Origin of the sequence: Congregibacter sp. (assembly GCF_965660375.1) — a bacterium.
In the GTDB taxonomy this organism is placed as follows: domain Bacteria; phylum Pseudomonadota; class Gammaproteobacteria; order Pseudomonadales; family Halieaceae; genus Congregibacter.
This window is the reverse complement of sequence record NZ_CBFHZO010000053.1, coordinates 15,376-41,522: the sequence shown is the minus strand read 5'-3', so window position 1 is coordinate 41,522 and position 26,147 is coordinate 15,376. Positions and strand designations below refer to the sequence as shown.

Here is a 26,147-nt window from a genome sequence, read left to right as displayed (position 1 = left end):
GGGCTGCGAGACACTTCTTTACTACTGATTGGGCACTACTCCAAAAAGTAGTGCACGATTGATGCCAAGACCAGGGTCCTTCGTCGGCAAAAATATAATTATATTTATCAGTGACTTATGTGTGTCGCCGCGGTCGGAAAAGACTGGTTATCCGCGTCGGGAGTACATTACCTTGCTCCAGAAATCCCTTCGCGCACTGAGATGGTGCGCTAGCTTGACCGGGGTCGTCAATTGAGGAAGCCGCGGATTATTACCGGTCCGGTGAGGACTCCCGGCTCAGGGCTTCGATATATGCCCGGTGTTGAGGATATTTTGTCAGTAGCGTTGAGGTCACGCCCAGGGTCATATCCCGGTAGTCAAAGCCCGGACTCACGGCCTCGCTAATGAGACCGAAGCCCTGTTCACCACCGGTGAGCCGCGACGCTTTCCACACCCCGCCGTGCACCGTTAACTGCAGTTGCTGGCCCTTCCGAGGATCGGCACCCATAACAACGGTTTCTAGCTCGCCGTCTGGATGAATCAGCACGTACTCGATGGGGTCGCCAAGGTGGAAGTAATGCACGATATCCGAGCGATTCTGGTGGAAGTGACCGATGGGGCCCTCTGCAGTGAGCAGGTAGAAGATAGAGGTCATACTGAAGCGCTCATCGGCATTGCTGCCGAGGCGTGGCTGGTCTGTGGCCTCGTAAGTGCGGCGGTAAAATCCGCCTTCCACATGGCCCTCCAACCCCAGGCTTTTGATAAGCTCCTCGGCGCTCAGTGGTGTCTGGTCAGCCATGACGGGAAAGCCTGCAAGGCTCAGCACGATGAGTAGCGGCGCTGTTCGCCACGTCAGGGTTATGATTCTTAAGATGCCGGCAAGCGGTTCTTTGCAGTCCTGTGTCCTGAAAGCGCTGATCATAGTTAGCATTCCTCACCGTGATTGAGAATTTCGCGGGTAATAGTTGTTGTGCCAATGACGCGCGATGTCCACGCGCCGACAGAGCCAGGCGTCATCGTGCTGCAGTACATAATCCAGAAAACGCTGGAGTGCGAGAAAACGTCCGGGCCGGCCTGCAAGGCGGCAATGGAGACCTATATTGAGGAGTTTCGGCTGCTCAGCGCCCTCGGCGTAGAGCACGTCAAAACTGTCGCGAAGATAATTGAAAAACTGTTCGCCATCGGCAAAACCCTGGGCGCTGGAAAAGCGCATGTCATTGCAGTCCAGGGTATAGGGAATGACGAGGTGGGCTCCGTCCTTGCCGGCAACCCAGTAAGGCAGGTCGTCTGCGTAGGAGTCTGAGTCGTAAAGAAACTCCTCGTGCTCCAGCAAGAGTGAGCGCGTATTGGGGCTGTCGCGACCCGTGTACCAGCCCAGGGGGCGTTCACCGGTGAGCTCTGTGTGCCATTCGATGGCGCGGCGCATGTGCTCGCGCTCCACATCCTCGGGGACTTTCTGGTAGTTGATCCAGCGCAGCCCGTGGCAGGCTATTTCCCAGGTCGCTTCTCCCATGGCGGCCACCGCCTCGGGGTTTCTTGCGAGAGCCATGGTGACGCCAAATACCGTGACGGGGACGTCTTGTTGGGTAAATAGGCGGTAAAGCCGCCAAAAGCCCGCACGGCTGCCATATTCATAGAGCGACTCAATGCTCATGTGACGATCAGCGTAGGCATCGGGGTTAAACATTTCGGACAAAAAGACCTCCGAGCCCGCGTCGCCGTGGAGCACAGAGTTTTCACCGCCTTCCTCATAATTCACAACGAATTGAACGGCAATGCGCTTACCGCCGGGGAAGATAAATTCAGGAGGATGCTGGCCGAAACCAATCATATCTCTCGGGTAGGGGGTTTTGTGTTCCACGCTGAATTCCCGCGCCAGACTGAGCCCTAAGCATGCATGGGCGATGGAAATGCCACAAGGGCTGACGTTCGAACACTGAGCTGCCAATTAGTGCGGGCGCTATGCCCGTTTTTGGGGAGACGATCGCCCTGTTATGGTGCGTTTTTGGATGATGCTAAGGGGGCGATGATCATTGGGAAGGCGCCGGAGGCGCTGAGGTCCCAGGCAAGCGTCGAATAGGGTCGATGTCGGCCCCGGTCGTTGTGGCACCGAACTTGCGTTGCCACCCGGTTCAAACTGACGGATGATGCCCATCCTTGCCGGGTAATGAGAGATCGCGAGCTATGCGGGTCACAGGGAAACACAGCCACACAGCAACTTACCGCAACCGCGAATATGGCGGGCGGCGGTGTATGCTCTTCGTGGTGGCCATGCTTTTTAGCCTATGCGGCGGTGTGGGGCAGGCCGCGTTGCCGGCGGCCTCGGATGATATGTCGGCGTGGTTTGAAGCCTTCAAACGTGAGGCGAGCGATGAAGAGCTTTATCGCTTTCTCTACGCCATGCCCAAGGGGGGGGATCTGCACAATCATTTGTCGGGCTCCATTCGTTCCGAATGGTTTTATGAACTCGCGCTTGCCCAGGGAGAAAACGGCTACCGTTACTACACCCGGGTGAAGATTAACAATTGCCACCCCTATGGCAGCAACGCCTTCACGGAAAGCCCCTACCTCATGCTGTTTGTGAATGTGCAGGAGAGCAACTACCAGGCGCTCAGTGCCTGCGAGAAAGAAGAATACCTTCCCCTCGATGAGCTCAATGCTCAGGAAAAAGAAGCCTGGTTGGATAGCCTGCGCCTGGATAAACCCCACGAAGGCCGAGATGAGTTTTTTCAAACGCATTGGCAGCGTATGGGCGATCTGTACCTCAATCCCCATCTCGCAGCGGATGCGCTCGTGGTCAATATGCAGAAGTTCGGTGCTGAGGGCCTGCTGTACATGGAAAGCATGATCGGCATTTTTGGTTTTATCGATGCTGATGGTCAGTCCATAGCTCCCGACGAGGTGGCTCAGATTTATCGTGCCCGGCTGCAGGACGATGATGCGCTGGCAACGGGCGTCGAGGTCCGGCTCCAAACCACCATCCTGCGCTTTTTGCCGGATGCCGAAGAGCATTTGCGCTATCTCTATGATTTTGTGAGCCGCCACAATGATATTTTTGTTGCGGTCAACATGGTCGGGCGGGAAGACAACGACAAGGGCTACCCCCTGCGGTTTCTTGAGACCCTGCGGGATCTGCGCCGCAGCTACAACAACGTGCAGCTGTCCATTCATGCGGGGGAGGTGGACGAACCCAACAGTCACATACGCGATACCCTGCTCCTCGGTGCTGATCGCATTGGGCACGGGGTCAACCTTATCAGCGATCCCGACACCATGCGCCTGATGCGTAACGGCGCTTATTTGGTAGAGATCAACCTGGTATCGAATCTGCTGCTGGAATACGTCAGTGATTACACTGAGCATCCCTTTCCCGAGTACCTGCGCACGGATATCCCCGTGGCCCTGTCCACGGATGACCGCGGCATGTGGGACAGCAACCTCACCGATGAGTTTTACGTGGCGGTGAAGGAGTTCAATCTCAGCTGGGACGAGGTGCAGCTGTTGTCCCGGAACTCCATCGCCCATGGGTTTCTGCCTGCGGACAGAAAAGCAGGGCTTCTGGCACTGTTTTCCGCGCGCATTGATGACTTTGCCCGGCAGATAGCCGCCAAGCCTGCCGCTGCGCTGTCGTCCGAGGCCGAGAGCTATGGTTTTATCTGCGACCGCTATCAGCTTTGTCAGTGGTAGAGTCACGCCCCCAAACACCAGCAAAGCGATAATCGAGAGGATCTCCATGCGAAACACATTCGCCCTAATCTGCATACCCCTGCTGAGCCTGGTGCTCAGCGCCTGTGGCGGTGAGTCGCCAGCGACGAGTGTCGCTGAGATGGACGCGTCACCGGAGCCCATTCCCGTAAAGGTGGTCGTTGTCACCATGTTTGAGATCGGCGAGGACAGCGGTGATCAGGCCGCGGAGTTCCAGCTGTGGAATGAGCGTCGCAACCTGGATCAGGTATTCGACTTCGGGGCGCATCACGATCTGCATTTCGACAGCGAGAATGGTGTGCTGGTGATGGTGACCGGTATCGGCACGGCGAAATCCACTGCGTCGACCATGATGCTGGGTATGGATCCCCGATTTGATCTGAGCAAGGCCTACTGGCTGGTGGCGGGGATCGCCGGCATAGATCCGGAAGATGCCTCCATCGGCAGCGCTGCCTGGGCAGAGTATCTGGTGGACGGAGATCTCGCCCATGAAATCGATCCCCGGGAAATGCCCGAGGACTGGAAATACGGGTACATCGCACGGAATACCAAAAAGCCCTTTGACGAGAACAAACCTGAGCCGACGGGCGAGATGTTTCGAACCAATCCGGCGCTTACCGAGTGGGCTTATGAGCTTACCAAGGACATCGAGCTTCCCGATTTTGAGTCCCTGGACGAGACCCGCCAGCTCTACACGAACTACCCCAATGCCCAGCGACCACCTTTTGTGCTCAAGGGGGATCATCTGGCGGCCATGACCTTCTGGCACGGCACATTGATGAACGACTGGGCGAACGACTGGGTGGATTACTGGAGTGACGGGAACGGCAATTTTGTGACCTCGGCGATGGAAGATACCGGTACCATGCAATCACTCGCCTGGCTTACCAACGCCGGCAGAGCGGACCGGGATCGCATGATGGTGCTGCGCACAGGCAGCAATTACACCCTGCCTCCGCCGGGTGTTGATGCAGCGACCAATCTGCTGTCTGAAAACGAGGGCTATGCCGGACTCGATGCCTCCCTGGAGTCTGCCTATATCGTGGGCTCAAAAGTCATCGACACCATTGTCGATGGCTGGGACGTCTATCGCGATCGTACGCCGACCCCCGAGGACATTGCAGCTCCCTAGGCGCTGACTCCCGGGTATGCCCCCGGATCTATTGGCCCTGCTTCCGGCACTGCTGGGGGCCGGTATGCTCGCAGGACTCCTTGCGGGTCTTCTGGGTATCGGTGGTGGCCTGATCATAGTGCCGGTGCTCTTCGAGACCTTCCTGCTCCAGGGGGTGCCGAAGGCATCGGCCATGCTCCTTGCCACGGGCACCTCGCTGGCCGTGATCGTACCCACGGCAATGAGCTCCTCCCTGTCTCACTGGCGGCGGGGCAATGTGGATCGTGCCATTCTTTTTCGCTGGTTACCGGGAATGCTTGCGGCGGTGATTTTTGGCGCGTGGCTGGCGCCCTCCCTACCAGCGGAGCCTCTTATCGGTCTCTTCGCGATATTTGCGCTGGGTGTGGGGCTTTCGAAGCTATCTGGAAGCGATGGTGAAAGTGAAGGAGAGGGAGAGGAAAAACGACGTTTCTCGTCACTCCCCGCAGCGTATATTCAAGTAGTTATCGCTGCCGCCATCGGGTTTATCTGCGTGCTCCTCGGCGTAGGAGCAGGGACGCTGGGTGTAGCGGTAATGACCCTGTTTCATGTGCCCATGCATCGCGCGGTGGGAACCGCGGCGGTGTTGGGTCTGGTGATCGCTGGCCCCGGGGCGCTGGTTGCCCTGGGGCATCCAATACCTGTGGGCGCACCGGTTTACAGTATTGGCCATGTCAGTTTGCCGGGCTTTCTGAGCATCGCGCCGCTGGCTATCCTGATGGCGCCGCTGGGAGTGCGCATGGGCGCCGCGTTATCGTCCAGACGTTTACAACAGATTTTTTCAGGCTTCCTGCTGGTGGTGGGACTGCGTATGCTGTCCCGCCTGTTTCTTTAGTAAAAAGTGCATTGAGGTTTATCCCATGAATCCCGCTCAGTTTTGGAATTCTCCCGCGCGCGCCGCTATCAGCTTGCTCGCCTTGTTAGGGGTGTTTTGTACGTCCCCGGGTTTTGCTGCTGAGCCCCTGCCGGTCAAGGTGGTGGTGCTCAGCATGTTCGAAAACGGCGAGCCCACTGGCGATAAACCGGGGGAGTTGCAGCTGTGGCTGGAGCGAAATCCCGGTCTGCGAGAAATGCCCTTTGCCCTCGGGGAATATTCGCTTTATTACGACGACAGGGGATTGCTGGTGGCCTGTCTGGGCGGCGGGATTCCCAATGCCACTGCTTCCACCATGGCCCTGGGTCTTGATGAACGCTTTGATCTCACCAGTGCTTACTGGCTCATCGCCGGCATTGCCGGGGGCGACCCGGAGGATCTTTCCCTCGGCTCCGCTGCCTGGGCGAATGCGGTGGTGGACGGCGATCTGGTTTATGAAATTGATGCCCGGGAGATTCCCGAGGACTGGCCCTACGGTTTTATTCCCCTGGGGGCGTCAAAACCTGCGGATGGTCCCCAGGATGTCTCCACCGGTTGGACCCTCGATACCATCAGCTTTGCCCTGGACAGCGGTTTAAGCGAATGGGCTTACCAGCTCACGCGCAATACGCCGCTCATGGACACGAAAGCGATGCAGGCCTTTCGGGTCGAGTTCACCAACTATCCTCTGGCGCAGCGTCCGCCCTTTGTTACCCGCGGCGACACGCTCTCGGCGAGCACCTACTGGCACGGCGAGAAGCTCAATGAATGGGCGAACGATTGGCTGCGGGTCTACGCCGGTGAGTCTGCAGAATTCATGACCTCCAATATGGAGGATTCCGGAACTTTGACCGCGCTTCACCGCCTCGGGCGCATCGATCGCGTGGATCCGCAGCGGGTGCTGATTTTGCGCACAGCGAGCAACTACACCATGCCGCCTCAGGGCAGAAGCGCGGCCTGGAGCACTACGGCGGATTATCCGGATGGCGGTCTGGGTGCCCTGGAAACTGCGCAGCGCGTTGGGCAGCCCGTGGTGGACGCTTTGCTTGCGGGCTGGGATGTATACAAAGATCAAATGCCTTCTGCCCCCGCACGTATTCCCGTGGTGTTTGATACGGACATGGCCATTGATGACTGGGCGGCATTGCTGTTTCTGGCGCGCCATCCGGGTGTTGAGCTTCTGGCGGTGACCGTCGCAGCCAGTGGAGAAGCGCACTGTGAACCCGGTACCCGTAACGCCCTCGCGCTCCTCGATCTGGTGAATCCCCACAATGAGATACCCGTGTCCTGCGGCGATGCCTATCCCCTGGATGGCTATTTCGTGTTTCCCGTGCCCTGGCAAAAAGATATGGATACGCTGTCGGGTGTTCCCATAACCCCAAGTCTGCGGGAGCCCGATGCCCGCCACGCGGTGGAACTGTTGCATGATGTCCATGCTGCTGCCGACACGCCGGTGACCATTCTGGCGACGGGGCCCCTGACCAATATTGCGCAGTGGCTGGAGCGCTACCCGGAGGATCCGGCCAAAACCGATCGCCTGGTGATTATGGGCGGCGCCCTGGATGCGCCGGGCAATATCATTGTGCCGGGTTTTACCGACGACAATCCCAATACGCGCGCTGAGTGGAATATCTATGTCGATGCGCTTGCTGCCGACAAGGTCCTGCGCTCGGATCTTGCGATGGAGTTGGTGGGACTTGATGTGACGAATCACGTAAAAGTCACGCCGGCGTTCGCTGCCGAGTTCAAAAGCCGCGTGGATAATCCAGCCGCCACCTTTTGGGATGCGGTGCTCGATGCCAACACCTGGTTTATTGATTCCGGCGAGTATTATTTTTGGGACGTGTTGGCGGCCCTGGTGGTGATTGATCGCGAACGTTTCTGTGAGGGCGACATGCTGGCGCTTGCTGTGAAGTATGAAGAGACGGACGAGCCCTGGTGGGCGACCTCGGACAAATCCATGCCCAGCACAAACTGGAAGGGCGGGCCCCGTCAGCATTTTGCGGCGGAAAGCGCGGGTGTTATTGAGCGACGCAGTGGTGCGAAAAACACGCTGTTCTGTAGGGATACTGATCCAGAGGCCGCTTTCCGGCTTTTCATCGACACCCTGACGGCGAAGCCCTAAAACAGCGGAGAGCAGTATTTTGAGTAACGTGACAAACGAGAGCTATGGCCCTGTAACCCAGTGGCTGGCGGCAATGCCCAAGGCGGAGCTGCACCTGCACCTTGACGGGAGTCTGCGTGCTCCGCGGTTGCTGCAGCTTGCGGCCAAGCACGGCGTGGCTTTGCCTTACGCCTCTGTGGAAGAAGTGGAGGCCGCCTACGATTTTAGTGATCTTCAGAGTTTTCTGGACCTCTATTATCTCGGTGCGTCGGTACTTCGGGACGCCGAGGATTTCTATCTGTTGATGAAAGACTATCTTGAGGTCTGTCGCGTCCAGAACATCGTGCACTGCGAAATTATGGTGGAGCCCCAGACCTATTTGCCCCAGGGCGTGGAGCTATCGGTGGTGCTGGAGGGCTTTGACAAAGCCATTGCTGAAGCGAAAAACGGCTGGGGGCAATCGGTAGGGTTGATTCTCAGCTTTCTGCGGCACCTGCCCGAGGCTGACTGTCTCGCCATGTTGGATGCTGCGGACCCTTACCGGGAGCATTTTTGTGCCATTGGTCTTGCCAGCGCCGAGCGGGATTTCCCACCGGCGAACTTCCAGACCCTATACCGCGAGGCGGGGAAGCGCGGCTATGAACTCACAGCCCATGCAGGAGAGGAGGGACCGCCGAGTTTTATTCGTGACGCATTACAACTGCTTTCGGTGAGTCGCATCGACCATGGTGTGCGCGCCGTCGACGATGAGGACCTCCTTCATCAGCTTGCGGCGGATCGCGTGCCTCTCACCGTTTGTCCGCTCTCCAATGTGCGCCTGTGTGTGTACGACAGCATGGCGGAACATCCCATTTTCGATTTACTCGCGCAGGGTCTCTGCGTCACCGTGAATTCCGACGACCCCGCTTACTTCGGAGGTGATTTGTTGGAGAACTTTGCAGCACTGGAATCTGAGCTCGCGATGACCCGCGAGCAGGCCCTGATGCTTGTGCGCAATGGCTTTGAAGCTGCGTTCCTCCCCAGCGACGCCAAACTGGCTCTCGACGAGCAACTGAAGGACTACCTTGCGAGCAACCCCTGAGTCCCGCAGTTTCAGGGCTATCGGCGTCGCAGGCCTTCTTGTCTGCTGCACGGTCCTCGGATTGGCGGGCACGGACCTGGTGTTGCCTGCGATACCGGGTCTTCCTGATTACCTTGGCGGTAGCATAGCCCAGGCGCAGTTTGTGTTGGCGACCTTTGCGGCAGGGACTGGTATCGGTCTGCTGCTCTTTGGTGAGCTGGGGTCTTTTGTCGACCACCGCAAAATGCTGGTGAGCTCGTTGCTGGCCTATGGGCTGCTGTCAGCCGCCGCCGCCATGGCACATAACCTTGAGCTTCTCATCGCCCTGCGCTTCCTCCAGGGGGTGGCGGCGTCCTGCGCCGCGGTAGTGACACCGGGAATGGTGAGAGCGCTGTTTGATGAGCAGGGCGCCCTCAGGGCTCTTGGGGCCCTGGGCAGTATTGAATCCCTGGCGCCGGCCATCGCGCCGATTGTGGGCGTGTGGCTCCTCAGCGCCTATGGTTGGTCTGCGTCATTCTGGGTTACCGCGGTGCTCGCGGTGGGCCTTAGTGTGCTGGTTGCACTATCGAAACGCTATGTTCCCGCAGTATCCGGGAACCCCTCACGCCTGGGGTACTGGATGCTGGTGCGCAGCCCCGTTTTTCAGCGCTATGCCCTGAGCCAGGGACTGAGCCTGGGTTCCCTGCTGGCCTTTGTGTTTGCCATGCCCACGGTTTATGTCGTTGCCTTTGGCGGCGATATCCAGCAGTTCATTATCATGCAGTTGTTGGGTATCTCGACCTACATCGTCGCCGCAAATCTCTCCAGTCGCCTCGTGCGACGTTTTGGCGCTGAGCGCACGATCTACGGTGGCAGCATGCTGGCTTTTGGAGGAAGTATCGCAATGCTGGCCTACGGTTTTACAGGCGGGCGGGAACCCTGGGTTATCTGGGTGCTGTTTTTGCCCTTTAACATGGGGTTTGGTTTTCGGGGGCCGCCAGGCTTTTATCGTTCGCTGCAGGCATCAGACGGTGACGATGCCCGAGCATCCGCATTGGTGATTCTCTACGTTATGTTGATTACTGCTGCGGCCACTGCGCTGATCTCTCCCCTTGTGGCCAGTGGCCTGTGGCCCGCTGCGCTGGCCGCTTGCGTGCTGGGGGCGTTATCGCTGGTGATATTGCCCTTGCTGCCAGCGCTGCCGGAAAGCGAGTAACTCAATCAGCGCTGGGCTTTATACGTCAGCGCGTTTTATTCAGCTGCCAATCGTAGTCGAGAAACTCAATATCGATATCTCCGTTCCCAAGCTGGATCACCTCCTGGGGGCTGAGACTCAGGGCGTCGTCGTAGCGCGCCAGAAACTGTTCAAGGGTGTCGCAATCGCGCCAACCTTGCTCAAAATCATCTCGGTACCATTTGAAGATTGATGAGATCTCGAGCTCGTCACCACGAAGACGGTTGCGGCTGGGATCGCCAATAAAGCTGCGGGTTTGCTCCTCCAGCTGAGCGTCGAGCACATCTCCACGGTAGGCTTCCCTGCGCAGCGCCGGGCAGCCGATACTCGCGCAGTTTACCGCGAAGTGAATACGCGGGTCGTCGAAGCGACCGGGCTCTCTGATCATGCCGTGCTCGATATCATCGAGACTTAGGGTATTGCCGAGGAGGGGGATAAACGATTTTTTCCAGGGGGAGCGCAGCAGGCTTCCCAGGTCTCGTATTGACTCCACACCCGGCCAATCCTTGAGAATCAGCTTAACGGTCCAGGCATTGTAGGCATTGATGAGAAAGGCCAGCTGATGCTTTTCGCCGAGGTTCAGGAGTTCGTCCTCGCTGACAGCCGCAAGGGCATCGAGATAGTCATCCAGCGTATCTTCCTTTGCCGAAAAGCAGTCATAGTCGACCGCGGTGCTATACCCATCAGCGGTGTGTTGGACACAGCTGCGCAGGAGTTCGCTCCAGGGTTCGTGACCCCCGTCATCCCATGCTGCTGCACCCGATGTATTAAGGATGAGAAAAATGTTGCAGACCAGAAGGACCGCGGCCCTACTCAGACGACTCCCGGGGCGCCCGCTATTCTTGCCGGAAGCTGCCAGTCCTTGGGGGCTCTCATTCTTATTGCCATCCATTGTTATCAACCACATCCACCACCACTCGGTGCTCGTTTGATCTCCATTTCCACCTTTGGTTCAAAACTTCCTTCGAACAGCCGTGGATTGGGGTCTGCCGCCGGGTGTCGGTCGCCGAGGGCGAGCCCTGGCGCTACCGGCGACTTTGAAGGGTCGGTAAAGCGTTTTAACCAGCTTTCGGTACCACCGTCTAGAATATACAGATTGGGCACACTGGCGGCGCGCAGCTCCCGCCAGGGTTGCTCCATATCATCTCCCTCCCGACCGATGAGCACGAACACGGTGTTTCCCGGCATGGCGATAAGTTCTTCGGCGAGATCCTGGAGAGAGTCCGGTTCCAGATGTCGGGCATCGCGAATATGAAACCGGTTGAAATCGAACTCCTCCCGCAGATCCAGCAGTTCGACCCGCAGCGCGTCATCGTGCAGGAGGGACAGTACTTCCAGGGGGTCGATATGCACCTCTCGATGATCAAGGCGCAACTGCTCTAGCGAAGCGATGCGCTCCCAGCGCTCCTCATTGCCCGGCTGACCAATCAAAGCGACCAGCAATGCCGACATGATAAGTGCTGCACTGGCTCCGTAGCGCCATCTTGGTGCCTGGGAGCGGGGGATTCCGCCGACACGCTCTTCCAGCCATTCCGCACCGGCAAAAACCGCGATGGCGCCCAGGACGATGGCGACGGTGAGAGTGCCCTCGGTCAGTCTCAGGCTGTCGCTTAAGGTCATGCGACCAAGAAAGCTGCTGTTAAAAAAGGGTTCATAGAAGCCAATGGTCTCTCCAAAGAGCGCAATACCGAACAGGGCCCCCAGGACAAAGAAAATGCCGTCAACCTTGAGAGTTGCCGCAGCGACTAAAGAAGTGCCCGGGCAGAAACCCCCGATGATGAACCCCAGACCCATGACAAAACCACCGGCGACGCCGGGCCAGATGTAGGTCGGCGGGACCCAGAGCAAGTTGTAGTCCAGTACGCCCAGACCGCTCGCTGCGAAGATCAGTGTCATTGCTGTCACGATGGCGGTGAACATGACCTTCAGTACGGTGAGTTCCTGGAAGTAAAACTGGGCAGCCAATTTCCGGGAGTTACCAAAGCCCGAGGACTCCAGCACCCAGCCAAAGGCAAAGCCGATGAGCGCATAGAGCAGGAATGCCTGCCAGGTACCGAGGCTCGCGACAATGTTAAGGGGAAAGTCAGCCATGGGCTCAGCCTCAGTTCCAGATTTTTCGGAAGCTGTAGGCTAGAAGGTAAGCGCCCCCGAAGACGGCGATCATCATCAGCCAGCTTCCCGTGGACATTACGGCGCCGCCGGAGAGTATTTGCCCGGAGGTGCAACCCCGCGCCAGACGCGCGCCATAACCCATGAGTGCGCCACCGGCGAAGGCGAGTACCCAGCGCAGTCCGTTGCTGACCTGCGGCCCTTTATTGGTTTCCAGATGAGTTCGCCCGGACAGCAGTCCAGAGACGAAGCCGCCAGCAATGGTTCCCAGGGTAAGGTAGACAATCCAGTTTTTTAGCGGGTTGAGTTCGCCCCCGGCCATCTTCAGCAGGTAGGGGACCTGATCCACATGCGCCGGCATCAGCGCATCCTGAACCCACACCAGGAGCCGATTCATGCCCCCTGACGCCCCCAGTCCACTCCCCGTGATCAAGTAGGCCAGAAAGAGCACGACCCCCAGCATCATGCCGCCAAAATAGGGGTTCCAGTAGGATTTTCCCGTGCTGGGTGTTACCGGAAATTCTGCTGCCATAATCAGTCACCTCCCGAAGGATTTTCTACGTCTTCCCAGCCTTCAAGCATGGCTTGAATACCAGACAGAGGCTTTGGGCCGGACGTGGTCGTCAGGTAGATATGCATGATGAGGAATGCGGCGAAGAGCCAGGCCATAAAGCTGTGGAGGGGGCCGAGCACCGCTAATCCACCCAGGGCCGTAGTCTGCGCGGGCCAGTGCTGTGCACCCCACATCAAAACGCCCGTGACAATTTGCGCGGGCAGTAGCGTGTTCAGGAGCCCAAAGTAGGTGATTTGCTGGAGCGGATTGAGCTTGTGCTGCGCATCCTTTGCAAAGGGGTGAGGGTCGCCGCGAAAGATACCTCGGGTGTAGTAGCGCGCCTGGAGAAACATACGACCAAAAAGATCGCTGGTGCCTGGGAGGTATTGCCGGACTTCGCCGCTGGCAAGGTGGTAAAAAGCGGCCAGAAGGGCGTTGATTAAAAGAATGAGCCCCACAAGGTTGTGTAGTTCAACCATGTAAGCGAAGTTCAGGAATCCGAACAGGTAGGGCTTGTGTATTGCGGCACCAGTGACCAGAAGCATGAGAATGGCGGTTGCCTGCAGCCAATGCCAGAACCGTTCGTAAACACCGTAGATGTAAACCCGTTGCCGGGCTTCATGACGGGCGCCGCGCCGCCTGAAGGCCAGGAATCTTGCAAAGCCGTGTATCAGTACCGCGCCAAGGGTAGCTGTTGCGATAAGCATGCCCAGCTGGTCTGCCCAGGCAAGCTGATTCGTCCCCAGGATATATCGAGAGGCAGCATCGGGATGGGCTCTTGCCTGCAGTTGTCCGCCGCTATGCTCGAAGTGCGGGGCGGTCACTCCGGCGGGTGCGACAAAGTAAGGGAGACCCTCGGAGGGAGAATCGCCCAAACTGAGCAAGCCTTCTGCGAGCCCCCGGGGCCAGTGACAGACCGCACATTCACCTTGAGCCGCGTCACGGACAACGCCATGATGTTGGGGCACAGCGAGAACTGTCGTGCTGCGGGCGTTGGGATCTTTAAAGCTTGCTGCAATCAAATTGAAGGGTGCGAGTTTATCCCCTGTTGCGAGCAAGATCGGTTTGAAGCCCTGCACCAGACCCCGTTGATCACGGCCCCGGAATGTTGCGAATCCGGTGTCCAGATCAATGCTTTCCAGGGCTGCGCCCAGCAATTCGGGTACGTGGCAGCTTTCGCAGGCGAGCGCCGACATGTGCCGCCGGGCAAAAGGCAGCCAGCTGTGTCCCGCGTCACTGCGATGGCAGTCATCGCAGTGCAGTGTCGTGCCCAGGGAGTGGTCCGGGCTTTGAAGATAGGCGCGCAGGGAAACATCCCGGGGATCCTGTTTGAGGTGTGTGCCCTGGAGATCGCTCCCACTTGTTCTCATACCCGGTCGATTGTCGGCCCGGTGGCAATCGCCGCAAACCATTCCACGCGCCAGGTGGATGTCAAAGGGGTCGCTGCGACGGGCCTTGTCCTTCACGTTAATCGCACTGGCGTTTATACGCTGGCCGCTGAATAAAGCACCGCTGAAGTTTTCGCTGTCCGCGGGCGCAAACGCTTCGTCGGGAGCAAACGCCTGCCGATTGTGGAGCACAATTTCTCCGTGGCAACTGCTGCAGGCCTCGGGGTTCCGGCCTGATCGAATGCTCGCGCCGCTGAGCAGCCCGTCGTCACCGAGAGCGAGAGGGCCGCCGTGGCACTGCGTGCAGCGGTCACCGGACGCGGGGGCGAGTGTTTGTTGACCAATGCGATGACGGACAACAGATTCACGGCTCAGCTCTCCGGGATTTTGGCGGTGGGCAGTGGACAGGCTACGCGCGATGGCGTCGCTGTCGTGACAGCCGGCACAGCTTGCCTGTTCTGATAGTTCCGAGAAATCTGTTGTTACCTGACCCTGCAGGTTCCGCAGGGGGAAGTCCGGGTGCAGGGAGTCGGCGCTTGTTACCAGCGCCCAGAGCAGCAGGCCTGAAAACAACAGCAGTCTCATGGTGTCTTTTCCGGGGTCGTCAGAGTTGTGGGGCTAAGGTAGGAGGCGTCTCTGCGGCCGCCCCAACGTAGGGGGTCGCCGGGATAGCCCAGAGCCTGCCAGTCGAGTCGTCCTTGCTCATCTTCGCTGTGACAATCGAGGCACTGAAGCGCTCGCCCCTTCGGCGCTACCATGTGGGTCTGGGGCCAGTACATGGAAGTGTCTGTAAAGTCGTAATCACCGCTGTACGCCAATCCCGTGTGCTCTGAACCACTGCGCAGTGCACTGTCCCAGTCAAAGTTGTTCCAGAACCCCCGGGGCCCGCTGGTTTCCGGCTGGAGGAGGTAGCGGTTCAGCCGGTCGTAGACCTGAGAGGCGGTGTGCACCTTAAAAGGCCAGATCCGCGCTTCGGGATCGTTGATGTCACCCAGGGGATGATTCAATGGAGTTACTTCATCGGGATCAATGGGGTCGCCAAGGAGGTAGCGGTTGGCCTTGCCGTTAAACCAGAGATAGCTGGGCTTGAGCTGCTGTTCATAGGCAAAGCTGCCCTTTATGCGCAGGTACTGGTGCTCATCTTCCTCTCGGGATTCATCACCGGCGGTGGACCAATCCCAGTGCGTTTTTGTTGCGCGACGCCGCGCGGTTTCGGGTATGTGGCAGGTCTGGCAGGCCAGGGCGTGTCCATGACTGTCGAGACGCTGCTCCTTGTGAGGAGCGCTGGCATGGCAGTCGGTGCAGCGGACCTGGTTTTCATTGTCCATGGACACGGATGTGGAGCGTCCTGCTATCTGGTGATCCCTGGTACGGTGACAGTCCGTGCAGACGAAGTCGTAGCGACCCATGTGTACATCGACATTCTCGCTGGGGTAGAAGAGGGAAGCGTCCAGGTCGCCATGCTTCACCGCATCGCCGCCACCCCCGTTGAAGTGGCAGCTACCACAGTTGTTGCGACCGGGCTTGCCCACGCTCATGGCTACTTCCCGAAGATCCACTCCCTTCACGGGCAGTCCGGCGCTGCCCTTTACATAGGTGCCTGAACCGTCGTGGCACACGAGGCAGTCAAGGTTTTCTGTGGCATCAAAGTCATAGCTGCCATCGGTCCAGCCATAGCCCGCGTGGCAGGCAGTGCAGCTGGCCCAATTGCCCTTTATACCGATACAGAAGTTGTTAATAACGTTGCGCTTGCCGCCCGAGACCAGCTCGCTGCGGCCCTCTACTACAACCGGCGGGCGATCCCAGGTCCAGTGGGAGGAATGCCGAAGCTCCTGATCGACGCCTTGATGGCACTCGAGACAGCGGGCTGTGACAGCCTGGGGGGATTCAAAGGTCTGATCGAGGAGTGCCGTGTGCTCCACCGCCGGCAATCGCGCCGGCACGGAATTCCAGGGCGAATCGCTGTTGCCGGGCGGCGGCGAATACATCCAGAAAAGGGGTAGCAGAATCACAGCCGCGATAGCTACCCAGATCCAAAGCCAGCGTAGTGAACGGGCGCTCATGAAATGTTTGCTTCTCCCTGAAAGTGCGACTTATCCACGCTAGCATTCGGGCAATGGCACGTATTGATATAGGTCAGTGTTACCCTCTTAAATCCCTTTGCCTGGGTGCCCGAGGGTCCCAAATGTTGCGCAACGACATAAATCCTTGGTTCATGCTTAACGTAGTTTAGTTCCTGGGATAGTATTCTGCTGTCGGAGGTTTGCCATCCGTGGCACCCTGGCTCTGCCCTACAAGCTATGCCCCACAACCTTCGAGGATGCCTATGGAAGTCCCCCTTATCGACTGTGATCATCGGGCGCGCACAGATCCCGAGGTTGCGAGGGATATTGATAGAGCGCTCCGCGATGTCGGGTTCATGGCGGTGCACAACCTTGGGGTCACCCCGGAGCGTATTCGGGAGGTTTTCGACACCGCGAGACGTTTTTTTCAGAGCCCCGAAGAGGAAAAGCTGCGCTGCGCCTACGCCGAGGCCAGCGAAAACTTTGGCTATCAGAGTCTCGGTCAGGAAAGCCTTGATCCCAGTAGCCCTGCGGATCTCAAAGAGACCTTCACCATGCGCAATTTGTTGTCGTCGAAGGTTGCCGTGGAGCGCTGGCCTGACAACGATTTCCGCGAATCAGTCTCCACTTTTTTTGATGATGCCCTTGCGGCGGCGCAGCGTCTTCAGCGTTTGCTGGCCCTTGCGCTGAAGGTAAGCCCGGAGTTCTTTGTGGAACGACATAATGGTGAGAACATTTCCCTTCGCCTGCTCTACTATCCGCCGGTAATGGCTTCCGAGATTGACCCTGAGCAGATGGGGGCGGGGGCCCACACGGATTACGGCATGCTCACATTGTTGTTTCAGGATGCCGTCGGCGGATTACAGGTGCAGTCAGAGACCGGTAGCTGGCATGATGTACCGCCCAGACCTGATGCCATTGTCATTAATTCCGGCGATCTTCTGGAGCGCTGGAGCAATGGCCGTTATCGCTCCACCTGCCACCGCGTGTTGCCAAGAGAGCAAGGTGTGGAGCGTTACTCCATTGCACTTTTTGTGGATCCAGACAGCGATACCCGCGTAGAAGTGCTGCCGTCGTGTATCCCGGAGGGTGCAGCGGCGTTGTACCCGCCTGTTACAGCAGGAGAGCATGTGCAGGCAAAAATCGAAGCGACCCATGGAGCCTGAGACCGCGGTTTCCGCAACCCGGCGGACGGGCTTGTTTTCCCATCCGGGACTGCTTATGGCCGGGGCGGCGGCGTTCGCGATGTCGACCTTGTTCAGTGCACTGAAACCCGTTTTGGTCACGCGGCTTCTGGAAGAGACCAGCTGGGGGGCTGGGATGGCGGGGGTCGTGGTGGCCGCGCCCTTTCTGGGTATAGCCCTGTCCTCGCTGCTTTTTTACATCAAGCCTCCACGGGCGAGTATCCGACGACTGGCCCTGACCTTCGGGACCGTCCTGGTGCTCCTCGAGTTGCTCAGTGCCCTGCTGTTTGAGATCCAGCTGCTGTTGCTGGGTCTTCAGTTTGTCGCGGGTTTCTGTGTGGGGGCGCTTATGGCCGCTACATCACGTTTGGTGGCTGTCAGTGATGCGCCGGATGAGAGTTTCGGTTTCATCGATATGTCAGCAGTGGCGCTCATGTCAGTCATGGTGGCCGGTGCGGGGATTGCTGTGGCGACCGCGGGCGTCATGGGTGGCTATGGTTTCGCGGCTATCGTCGCGTTTGTTTATGCGGGAATCATTGCCTGCTATCGCGAAACCCCCGCGCTGCTGTCTCATCACGATCACGCATTGCCACCCCTACAACTGTCATCGCGGCCACTGGCAGTAATTTTAATGGGTATGCTATTTGTGACCTGCAGCGGTTTGGGGTTTGCATTTATGTTCAGCCTGGCCGCGCGCCTGGGCATGGGCTACGAGGAGGCGGGCTCGCAGATCGGCGTTTTGCTGCTGCTATCTGCGCTGGCCTGCCAGCTCGGGGGATGGTGCAGCGGACGCTTTGGCCCGAGATTTCCATTGTTGGCGGCCTTCGTCGCCTGCGCCATGGGGTGGTGGGTTGTTGTTCATGCCCAGAGTCCCGGCGTGTTTATGCTGGGTCTCGTGCCGGCGGTCTTTGCCCTGCAATTTAACTTTCCCATTCTACTGGCGCTGGCAGGCTCGCTGGATGAGCATGGGCGCTGGGCGGGTATTGCCGCCCCTTTGATTACCAGTGGTTTCGCCTGGGCCGCCATTGTTGCGGGGCAGGTGGTGGAGCTGATGGGCCTCGAGGCTCTTGCGAGCGCCACGGCGCTTGGGATGGTTCTGTGCGCCGTCTTGTTGTGGCCCGCAACGGCTCGCCGCGATGCTGCGATTCCACTCGCAGCACCGGAATGATCATTGCACCTTGTGAGCCTGCTCCAGAAGCGCTGCGATGGCGGCCAGTTTGTGATCCTGCCAACGCTCGCCAATAAGGGAAATACCCAGCGGTAAGTGTGCGACCTTCCCAAGGGGTAACGTTATGTGCGGGTTGCCTGCGACTGCCGCCTGCCCTGCCATGCCGGGGCCGAAGAACGAGTCTCCATTGACCCAGTCGATCATCCAGGCAGGGCTGGCGGTGATGCCCACGATGGCGTCGAGTTCATGCTCTGCAAAAAGTTTGTCCAGGCCGTCCTCGCGCATGGCCCTTTGCGTCGCAATTCGCTTCTGCCGATACTCCTCTTCAGTATCCGGCAGGTTCTGTGACTTGAGGAAAATGGACTGGTCGAAGTGCTTCAGTTCCTCATCCGCATGCTCCTCATTAAAAGCGATAAGTGATGCGAGCGTCATGGTGCTGAGAGCATTGGGTAGCGCAGCAAAGTAGGCGTTCAGATCGCGGCGGAACTCATACAGTAAAACGTCGTAGGAGTCCTGTCCGTAGCCCTCGTAGGGTTCTATGTCCAATCCGGCAATCAGGGTCACGCCCTCGTTTCGCAGTACTTCAAGGGTGCGATCCAGTTCTGCGTCCCGCCGGGGGTCGTAGTTCTGGGTGCGGGCGAAAATACCGATGCGCAGTCCTTCCAGTGACGGCACGGCCTCCAGAGTCATCAGGCCCTTTCGGATGCTGCTGCTGTTCTCTGCCTTTGGGCCACTGATCACCGCCAGAGTGCGTGCAGCCAAGCTTACGCTGTTGGCAATGGGCCCAGCGGTGTCCTGCGTGCTCGCCAGGGGAACAATGCCTTCTCCCGAGACCAAACCCTGTGTGGGTTTGAATCCCACAACGCCGTTGATAGAAGCGGGGCAGACGATGGACCCGGAGGTTTCTGTGCCGATGGCAACGTCCACATATCCCAGGGCGACGGCAACAGCTGAGCCGGAGCTTGAGCCGCAGGGAGTGCGCGCGGGATCAACGGCGTTGCGGGTCTGGCCGCCCACACCGCTCCAGCCTGAACTGGAGAACTCCGAGCGGAAGTTTGCCCACTCGCTGAGGTTTGCCTTGCCCAGAATAACCGCGCCTGCCTGCCGAAGCTGTGCAACAAGGGGGGCATCCCGTCCGGTGCGGTTCTCGGCCAGGGCGAGGGACCCGGCTGTGGTGGGCTGTCCCGTCGTTTCGATGTTGTCTTTAAGGAGGATAGGTTCGCCGTGTAACGGGCCCGGTGCCTTGCGCTGAAGATCCAGCGTGCGGGCGACGGCCTCCGCCTCGGGATCAATAGCGATGACAGCGTTGTATTGCTCATCGCGTTTTTCAATGTCCGCAATGGTGGCTGTGATATGGGTCAGCACCGGTGTGCTGTCCCGTTCAGCGGACACTACCGGCACAGCTGCAAGGGCAATCAGGCCACTGGCGAAGAGGGCTCGTAAGCCGGTAATTCTAGTGTCAGTCATGGTTTGGAAGGTCCTTGGGTGCTGTGGTCGAAAGCGACGCGAGTACCACTACTGTAATCGTGTCGAAGCTGCTTGTTCAAATCTGTTTGCCCCTTGGTGGTGCGATGCGCGGCCGCCAGGGCCTAGATAGGCAGGGGAATAAACACCGAGGTGGCGGTGTGCACCACTTTGGTGACCCTGCGGTCTCCGGCGTCTCTGGCAATACGGGACATCATGTCCTGCAGGGCGATGAGCTTTCCAAAGATACGTTCGAAACTCAGGTTGTCCGTGCGGCCGCGATACTCACTGGAGATCAGAAATGGCGCTCCCGCGCTGTTTCGGTTGTTCTTCAGCCGCCAAAGCAGAATTTCGATATTCCTGGCACTTGTGCTTAGGGCCTGGGAGTCTAGTGAGTCGAAGAGAAAAGACTCGGTGTTGTATCCATAGGCCCGGCGCAGCATACCGCCAAGACCGACGGTTAGCGCGAAGACGCGGTCTCCACTGAACGTGTCTTCAAACACCAACTCCAGTGCTGCTATCTCCTGGGCATAGCCAAGCTCTTCAAAGGCCAAGGGGCCGGGCGTATCCTGCAGTTGTCGGAGGCGGTCTTCGGCATTGCTGATGGCCCCTCGGCGCAGTTGGTCCGGGTTGCGGGCATAGAACTTACCCATAAGCTCCCGTACCAGCAGCCGTGTCTCGGCTATAAACTCATCGGTAACCAGGTCGATATCGGACTTTACGAGGTTTTTCACTTCGTAGGCGCCGCAGCCCCCGAGCAGAGAACCCGTGACCAGGGCGACGAACTGCCGGCGACCCAGGGTCGTCACGACGGGTTTCAGGAAGCCTGGCGGATCTGCGTGGCCATTTGCTCCAGAGCTTGAAAGGCAGCTACGGGGTTGTCGCGCTTGAGTTGAAGGAGTCCCATCTCGGGACCGCTGCCCACAGCTATTTCCGCTTCGCCTTTTTCGAAGCCTTCCATAATTACATCGGCGCAGTCGTCGACACTCATGCCGCCGGCGATGTCATCGTCTGTAGTTCCCGTGGGTTTGCCGTCCCCACTCAAAGCATTTTTGGAGACGTTGGTTTGGATAAAGCCCGGTGTGATCGTGGTTACCTGCAGGCCCTCGCAGGCAATCTCGGTGCGCAGGGCATCAAAGAAACCCATTACGGCATGTTTTGCGGCGCAATAACCGGTTCGCAGGGGCGCGCCCACTTTGCCCGCCACGCTGGCAGTGACTGAGATATGTCCCTCACCACGAGCAACCATCGCGGGCAAAACGGCTTGAGTCAGTGCTATCTGCCCAAGAACATTAATATCCATCATCTGCCGATACACTTCAAAGTCGGTATCCACGCAGAAGGATCGCTGGGACACGCCCGCGTTGTTGAGGAGCAGGTCGATTTTCCCGAAGTGCGCGAGCACCTGCTGCGCAGCGGGTTCCATGGTGTCGTGTTTGGATACGTCCAGTGGTAACACGATAACGTCGCCCGCGCCGGCATCCCGGCAAAGGGTCGCAACGCGCTGGAGCTCTGACTCGTTTCGCGCCGACAGAACCAGATGGCTGCCGCGCGCTGCCATGCGCAGCGCGAGAGCCTCTCCGATACCGGATGAGGCGCCGGTAATCCACACAACTTTGTCATTGAACTGAATGCCTGGGTACATGGGTCTTCTCCAAAAAGGTGAGGGTAAAGGATAACGTGAAATCCCGGGACCGAGGAGTTATATGTGCTGGGAACGTAGACCTGCAGAATCACAAGGGGTACCGTTAGCGTCGCCTCTTATGGTTGGATGGGGGCAAGTATATTTCCTTCACTGAAAAGCCGAGTTTTACTATGCCAGCACCGAACAGTATCAAAGACTGCATGCGCAGAAACCCGTTAACCATCAACAGCAATGCAAACCTTGTGCAGGCCGTGGAGACGCTGGTCGAGTACAAGTTGACGGGCGTTACGGTCGTAGACGATGAGGGTAATCCTGTAGGCGTACTGTCAGAATTGGATTGTATAAAGTCAGTGTTAACCGCGATTTACAATGACGGTGATCCGGAGCACTCCCTGGTACGTGATGCGATGACCAGTAGCATCGTGAGCTGCACGCCGGGTGATTCCATTGTTGAGGTGGCCGCGGATATGCTCGCTACCCGGCAGCGTCGCCGCCCCGTTATTGAAAATGGTCGCCTGGTAGGTCAGGTCAGTTCCAGTAACGTTCTCTGGGCCCTGATGGAAAATTCCCGACGGCGGGTGCTTTCCTCCGGCTCCTAAAACGCTCGCCTGGAACAGAAATTCGCAAAAGAGGAAAATAACGGGAATAAACCGGGACCGGCATCGTTACCTTAGCAGTGGTGGAGTGAAACACCCTATCCGAGGAGGTGCCGACGGGTATATTGGGAACGGTAGTGGTCCAGCATAGGACCGCATCGAGACCCCCGGCACCGGCCTCGCATCTTCTCGATTTTTTTGCCCTCTATTTTTTACCGCTTCGTTTTGGTGCCTCTCATTGCAATAATTTGCTGAGGACTGAGGACTGAGGACTGAGGACTGAGGACTGAGGACTGTGAAGAAAAAGGATAGGCCCCGGAGGGGGCAGAGGCGTTTTATTTTGTCCAGTTACGGTTAATCATTGCAGTTTCGGCTTCTCGCCCGAGGGCGATGTCACCAGCATTTTGGATGATAAAACTGGCTACCGGCGCAGAGTCTGCGGCACCTGCGGGGCGATAGGCGTCCGCGGCTTCAAGATACGATTCGAGTCCCGCGGCCTGGGTGACCCAGCGGTTACCGTCACGGCACGCTACCGCGCGCCAGTCTGACTTGCCGCCTCGCAGCAGATACTCGCGACACCAGCGACCGTCCTGGTGAGGGAAACTCAGCACCGGTTGAATTTCCCGACCGTCCTGAAGTGAGGTCCAGCCATCGCCGGAAGGCACGCTGTCCAGCGCGGCGGTGACAAAACCATCGTTGCCCGGAAGGCCGCTTCCCGGTCCCTGATTACCGTTGTTCGATATGAGGCTAAGCGCTATGGCACCCACAAATGACGCCGCCACAGCGTACATCCAGAAGGGTTTTGTGCTGGTTGCGCCGCCGGTGTGTGCACCGCGGCCCGGAAAAGCCAGAACGGTGGCACTTTCTACCGGACGGGCCGGACTGGCATCGTCGCCCTGAGCGGCGCCGCTCAATAGCGCTTCTACCGCCTCTGGTACCTGATCGTGCTCCGCAAGGGTATCGCGTAAGCGTTGGTTGAGTTCCTGCATGCGCACCAAACCAGACTGCAGTGCACTCTCTGCATGAAGCCGGGCTTCCAACGCCCGGGAAAGCTCTGGCGAGAGTTCACCGTCGAGGTATTGCGAAAGCAACTCGATATCCTGCTCTGTCAATGCCTGGTTCATACTTGTGCCGTCCATGCTACTCATGCTGCGTTTCACCCATGTCATTCATGAAGCACTATTACCTGTTACTACCCGCAATGCCGCGCTTGGTTAGCGTTCAAACCCGGGAGCTAGTCCAGAGCCGGTAATAGTTGCTTTCTCGCCCTGGCGATGCGACTCATGATGGTGCCGATGGGCACATCCAGAATCTCCGCCGCCTCGGCGTAACTTTTGCCCTCGACTGCGACTAGCATCAGGGCCATTCTTTGTTCCTCGGGCAACTTGGCCATGGCCTCGTTCACCGCCGCCAGGCTCCGTTCCCCGGCCGATTGTGTCTCTGCAGAGGGGGAGAGTTCTCTGGCTTCGCCCGTCTGCGCCACCGTGTTGGCGTGGCGTGTTCTCACTTCCCGGGATCTCAGTTCGTCGATCCACAGGTTTTTGCAAACCCGGTACGACCAGCGCGCCGTGTGGGCGTCGTCGGGGATACCCCGTTCCAAAAGTCGCTCCACCGTACATTGGAGCAAGTCGTCAGCATCAGCGTGGCTCCCTGTCAAAGACAGGCAGAACCTTTTGAGGCCTTTCAGCTCCGCCATCAGTTCCTGGCGCTGCCGCTTGCCGAGTTGTCGATCACTGAGCGACGTCATCTTTCTACTCTCTTCTAGTGATAACGATTTAGAAATCGATCTATTCCTGACTAAACGATATGTATTATTTGGATGTAAACATTGCAACAAAATGCCTGTTGAACAGGGGCTTTCTGCTAAGCTCTATCATGGTGATTGGGTTCAGGTTGCGTATTCTTGCATGCGTAAGATGGTCCATGCTGATTTTTTTGGGGCGTTTGTGTGCGTTCGCCTAGAAAAGTAATAGATGCAAGATGCAAAGCATAGGACGTTAGGTAAACGTCGCCAGGCACAAAATTGAAGTACATAAAGGCTGGTGCAGGTGGTATTAAAGTAAGACACCCCAAGATGTAGATTTGTTGATGTGTACATGTGACGTGAAGATGTAAGGGTGGATATGCGAGAGCGGAGATGAAAAGGGAGGATCGAATATCATGTTAAAGCACCATTTTATAGTCGCGGTGACTTGCGCCTGCCTGCCCATAACGGCTTTAGCGCAATACCCATGGCCTTTAGAGACTGGGCCCATTGATTCCATCGTGGAAGACGAGATCGAAAATAGGGTAGAGACTGTCACCCAGTTAAATATTCAGGAAAATATAGAAGACAACATTGAACAAACTGTTGAACAAACAGTTGACGAGACCGTTGAAAGTTCCGTCGATGACACTGTCGCGAGCTCTATAGAACAGAGCTTGGAAAATACTCTTGAGGTTTCTTTGGAAGCCAGCATCGGTGACGCAGTTGAAGACAGCGTAGAGGACAGCGTGGTCGGCGGGGTTGAAGATAACGTTGAGGACGCGGTAGAAGATAAGCTCGTTGCTGAAGTTGAAAGTGAGGTTGAGGCATCGGTTGAAGACGCGGTCGGGGGGCTCGTGGAGGACAACGTTGAATCCGCAGTTGCTCAATCTGTAGAGAGCTCCGTGGAAGGCACGGTGACCGCTGCGTTAGAAGTCGAGGTTGAGGAAGGGGTGGAAAGTGCGATTGAGCGCACTGTAGAGTCCTCCGCAGAATCCGAGCTGGAGCAGCGACTGGAAATCGCTGTGGAACGAAGAGTGGAATCAGAAATTGATGAAATTTTAGATAACTTGGAGAGCAACCTAGACGTTGATGAAAGCCGGATTCTGAAACAACAATGGTTGGTTATGGCAGAAGCGTCGGTGTTTGAGGAGCTGACATCGCAGGGGTATTTGTTCGATACGGTGACCGAGTTGCAGGGCCTGGGGCTTCGTCTTGCTGAAGTGGCAGCCCCATCTACTTTCGATATCACGCAGGTTCGTAATGGCGTTCTAGATGTGGTGGGTAAAGATCGTGCAGAAGTTGATCTTAATCATATTTACACGGCTGGCGCTGTAGCGGATCTTGACAGTGATGGAGTAATGCCTCGATCAGCCATGACGTTTCCCGAAGACGTTGATGATCTGAATCTCCGCGTCGGTATGATTGACAGCGGTGTTGATCTATCGCACCCCGCTCTTGTTGGATCCAAAATTCAAGCGCGCTCGTTTTCGTCGCCAGGGTCTCAATCTCCGACTTTCCATGGCACTGCCATCGCATCGATAATTGCGGCCAATTCGCCAAACTATAAGGGACTTGCCCCCAAGGCTCAGCTTTTTGCAGCTTCGGTGTTTGAGCTTGACGAAAGTTACGGAGAAATTGCCAGCACCGTTAGTCTGATCAGGGCGCTTGACTGGTTGATCCTGTCTAATGTTGATGTTGTAAATATAAGTTTGGCAGGGCCGCCAAATCGGTTGCTCGAAAGAGCGCTTGAACGAGCATCGACAGAAAACATCGTGGTCATGGCAGCTGCGGGCAATGGGGGCCCCGTTGCAGAGCCCATGTATCCAGCCGCCTACGACAGCGTGGTTGCGGTGACTGCAGTTGATGCGGCTCGCAAAGTCTTTCGTCTGGCCAACCGTGGCGACTACCTCGCATTGTCGGCGCCGGGAGTGAACGTCCGACATGCCCAGTCGGGAGGTGGGTACGTCGCGTCTTCCGGAACTTCTTTTGCCGTTCCGTTCGCGGTGACTGCCGCTGCCCGATTGAGTCAGCTACGTCCTCGCGAGGACGTTGTTGCTACGCTGCTTGGGAGCGCTGCTGACCTTGGACCGCCGGGTCGCGACAGTATTTATGGTTATGGACTGTTAACTTCGGATAGTACGGAATAGGGCACAACGACCGGGTGGA

22 protein-coding genes are annotated in these 26,147 nt (G+C 57.7%); 10 read left to right on the top strand and 12 right to left on the bottom strand.

Features of this window, described 5'->3' with window-relative positions; all coding sequences use genetic code 11:
* Positions 1-250 precede the first annotated feature (250 nt).
* Together ACTG3T_RS04535 and puuE are read right to left on the bottom strand one after the other, a co-directional pair.
* A complete protein-coding gene (locus ACTG3T_RS04535) occupies positions 251-901 on the bottom strand; it encodes a cupin domain-containing protein (RefSeq protein WP_439101074.1) in 651 nt (216 codons plus the stop codon).
* 12 nt (positions 902-913) lie between these two features.
* Positions 914-1,840, bottom strand: coding sequence for an allantoinase PuuE (gene puuE, locus ACTG3T_RS04530; RefSeq protein ID WP_439101073.1), 927 nt, complete (start codon positions 1,838-1,840; stop codon positions 914-916).
* 392 nt (positions 1,841-2,232) lie between these two features.
* Between puuE and ACTG3T_RS04525 the strand changes: the two genes are divergently transcribed.
* The 6 genes from ACTG3T_RS04525 to ACTG3T_RS04500 are packed head-to-tail and all read left to right on the top strand — an operon-like array spanning position 2,233 to position 10,046.
* On the top strand, positions 2,233-3,666 hold the full coding sequence (locus tag ACTG3T_RS04525) for an adenosine deaminase family protein (protein ID WP_439101072.1): 1,434 nt from the start codon (positions 2,233-2,235) through the stop codon (positions 3,664-3,666).
* Positions 3,667-3,712: 46 nt separating this feature from the next.
* Positions 3,713-4,816 (top strand): purine nucleoside permease, encoded by a 1,104-nt coding sequence (locus ACTG3T_RS04520; RefSeq protein WP_439101071.1) that lies wholly within the window; start codon positions 3,713-3,715, stop codon positions 4,814-4,816.
* Positions 4,817-4,832: 16 nt separating this feature from the next.
* Positions 4,833-5,669 carry a sulfite exporter TauE/SafE family protein gene (locus ACTG3T_RS04515; RefSeq protein WP_439101070.1) on the top strand — a complete coding sequence of 279 codons (837 nt, stop codon included), beginning with the start codon at positions 4,833-4,835 and terminating at the stop codon, positions 5,667-5,669.
* A 25-nt stretch (positions 5,670-5,694) separates the two neighbouring features.
* Complete coding sequence (locus ACTG3T_RS04510; protein ID WP_439101069.1) at positions 5,695-7,812, top strand: nucleoside hydrolase; 2,118 nt, start codon at positions 5,695-5,697, stop codon at positions 7,810-7,812.
* A gap of 28 nt (positions 7,813-7,840) precedes the next feature.
* Complete coding sequence (locus ACTG3T_RS04505) at positions 7,841-8,872, top strand: adenosine deaminase (protein WP_439101094.1); 1,032 nt, start codon at positions 7,841-7,843, stop codon at positions 8,870-8,872.
* Positions 8,856-10,046: an MFS transporter gene (locus tag ACTG3T_RS04500; protein ID WP_439101068.1), complete on the top strand. Its 1,191-nt coding sequence runs from the start codon at positions 8,856-8,858 to the stop codon at positions 10,044-10,046. The genes ACTG3T_RS04505 and ACTG3T_RS04500 overlap by 17 nt, the downstream gene beginning before the upstream one ends.
* A 25-nt stretch (positions 10,047-10,071) precedes the next feature.
* Here ACTG3T_RS04500 and ACTG3T_RS04495 read toward each other — a convergent pair whose 3' ends face one another.
* Genes ACTG3T_RS04495 through ACTG3T_RS04475 form a run of 5 tightly spaced genes read right to left on the bottom strand, consistent with a single transcriptional unit; the run spans position 10,072 to position 16,177 of the window.
* Positions 10,072-10,971 (bottom strand): DUF547 domain-containing protein, encoded by a 900-nt coding sequence (locus ACTG3T_RS04495; RefSeq protein ID WP_439101067.1) that lies wholly within the window; start codon positions 10,969-10,971, stop codon positions 10,072-10,074.
* Positions 10,962-12,155, bottom strand: a complete 1,194-nt coding sequence (locus ACTG3T_RS04490) for a rhodanese-like domain-containing protein (RefSeq protein ID WP_439101066.1) — start codon at positions 12,153-12,155, stop codon at positions 10,962-10,964. Before ACTG3T_RS04490 ends, ACTG3T_RS04495 begins: the two co-directional genes overlap by 10 nt.
* 10 nt (positions 12,156-12,165) lie before the next feature.
* Positions 12,166-12,705, bottom strand: coding sequence for a YeeE/YedE thiosulfate transporter family protein (locus ACTG3T_RS04485; protein ID WP_439101065.1), 540 nt, complete (start codon positions 12,703-12,705; stop codon positions 12,166-12,168).
* 2 nt (positions 12,706-12,707) lie between these two features.
* On the bottom strand, positions 12,708-14,699 hold the full coding sequence (locus tag ACTG3T_RS04480; protein ID WP_439101064.1) for a cytochrome b/b6 domain-containing protein: 1,992 nt from the start codon (positions 14,697-14,699) through the stop codon (positions 12,708-12,710).
* Complete coding sequence (locus tag ACTG3T_RS04475) at positions 14,696-16,177, bottom strand: tetrathionate reductase family octaheme c-type cytochrome (protein WP_439101063.1); 1,482 nt, start codon at positions 16,175-16,177, stop codon at positions 14,696-14,698. Before ACTG3T_RS04475 ends, ACTG3T_RS04480 begins: the two co-directional genes overlap by 4 nt.
* Positions 16,178-16,440: 263 nt before the next feature.
* Here ACTG3T_RS04475 and ACTG3T_RS04470 point away from each other — a divergent pair, with 263 nt between their 5' ends.
* Together ACTG3T_RS04470 and ACTG3T_RS04465 are read left to right on the top strand one after the other, a co-directional pair.
* On the top strand, positions 16,441-17,343 hold the full coding sequence (locus ACTG3T_RS04470) for an isopenicillin N synthase family dioxygenase (protein ID WP_439101062.1): 903 nt from the start codon (positions 16,441-16,443) through the stop codon (positions 17,341-17,343).
* Complete coding sequence (locus ACTG3T_RS04465) at positions 17,333-18,529, top strand: MFS transporter (RefSeq protein WP_439101061.1); 1,197 nt, start codon at positions 17,333-17,335, stop codon at positions 18,527-18,529. Before ACTG3T_RS04470 ends, ACTG3T_RS04465 begins: the two co-directional genes overlap by 11 nt.
* On the opposite strand, the gene ACTG3T_RS04460 is transcribed toward ACTG3T_RS04465, so the two are convergent.
* The 3 genes from ACTG3T_RS04460 to ACTG3T_RS04450 all read right to left on the bottom strand — a co-directional run bounded on the left by ACTG3T_RS04460 (position 18,530) and on the right by ACTG3T_RS04450 (position 21,638).
* Complete coding sequence (locus ACTG3T_RS04460; protein ID WP_439101060.1) at positions 18,530-19,996, bottom strand: amidase family protein; 1,467 nt, start codon at positions 19,994-19,996, stop codon at positions 18,530-18,532.
* A 122-nt stretch (positions 19,997-20,118) separates the two neighbouring features.
* The gene (locus ACTG3T_RS04455; protein WP_439101059.1) at positions 20,119-20,802 is read right to left on the bottom strand and encodes a hypothetical protein; all 684 of its coding nucleotides are present in this window, start codon (positions 20,800-20,802) and stop codon (positions 20,119-20,121) included.
* A gap of 8 nt (positions 20,803-20,810) precedes the next feature.
* The gene (locus ACTG3T_RS04450; RefSeq protein ID WP_439101058.1) at positions 20,811-21,638 is read right to left on the bottom strand and encodes an SDR family oxidoreductase; all 828 of its coding nucleotides are present in this window, start codon (positions 21,636-21,638) and stop codon (positions 20,811-20,813) included.
* A 170-nt stretch (positions 21,639-21,808) separates the two neighbouring features.
* Between ACTG3T_RS04450 and ACTG3T_RS04445 the strand changes: the two genes are divergently transcribed.
* Positions 21,809-22,237: a CBS domain-containing protein gene (locus ACTG3T_RS04445; protein WP_439101057.1), complete on the top strand. Its 429-nt coding sequence runs from the start codon at positions 21,809-21,811 to the stop codon at positions 22,235-22,237.
* Between the two features lie 332 nt (positions 22,238-22,569).
* On the opposite strand, the gene ACTG3T_RS04440 is transcribed toward ACTG3T_RS04445, so the two are convergent.
* Both ACTG3T_RS04440 and ACTG3T_RS04435 read right to left on the bottom strand, forming a co-directional pair.
* A complete protein-coding gene (locus tag ACTG3T_RS04440) occupies positions 22,570-23,373 on the bottom strand; it encodes an anti-sigma factor family protein (protein ID WP_439101056.1) in 804 nt (267 codons plus the stop codon).
* A gap of 95 nt (positions 23,374-23,468) precedes the next feature.
* Positions 23,469-23,981 (bottom strand): RNA polymerase sigma factor, encoded by a 513-nt coding sequence (locus ACTG3T_RS04435; RefSeq protein WP_439101055.1) that lies wholly within the window; start codon positions 23,979-23,981, stop codon positions 23,469-23,471.
* A gap of 413 nt (positions 23,982-24,394) precedes the next feature.
* Between ACTG3T_RS04435 and ACTG3T_RS04430 the strand changes: the two genes are divergently transcribed.
* The gene (locus tag ACTG3T_RS04430) at positions 24,395-26,128 is read left to right on the top strand and encodes a S8 family serine peptidase (RefSeq protein ID WP_439101054.1); all 1,734 of its coding nucleotides are present in this window, start codon (positions 24,395-24,397) and stop codon (positions 26,126-26,128) included.
* The last annotated feature ends 19 nt before the right edge of the window (positions 26,129-26,147 follow it).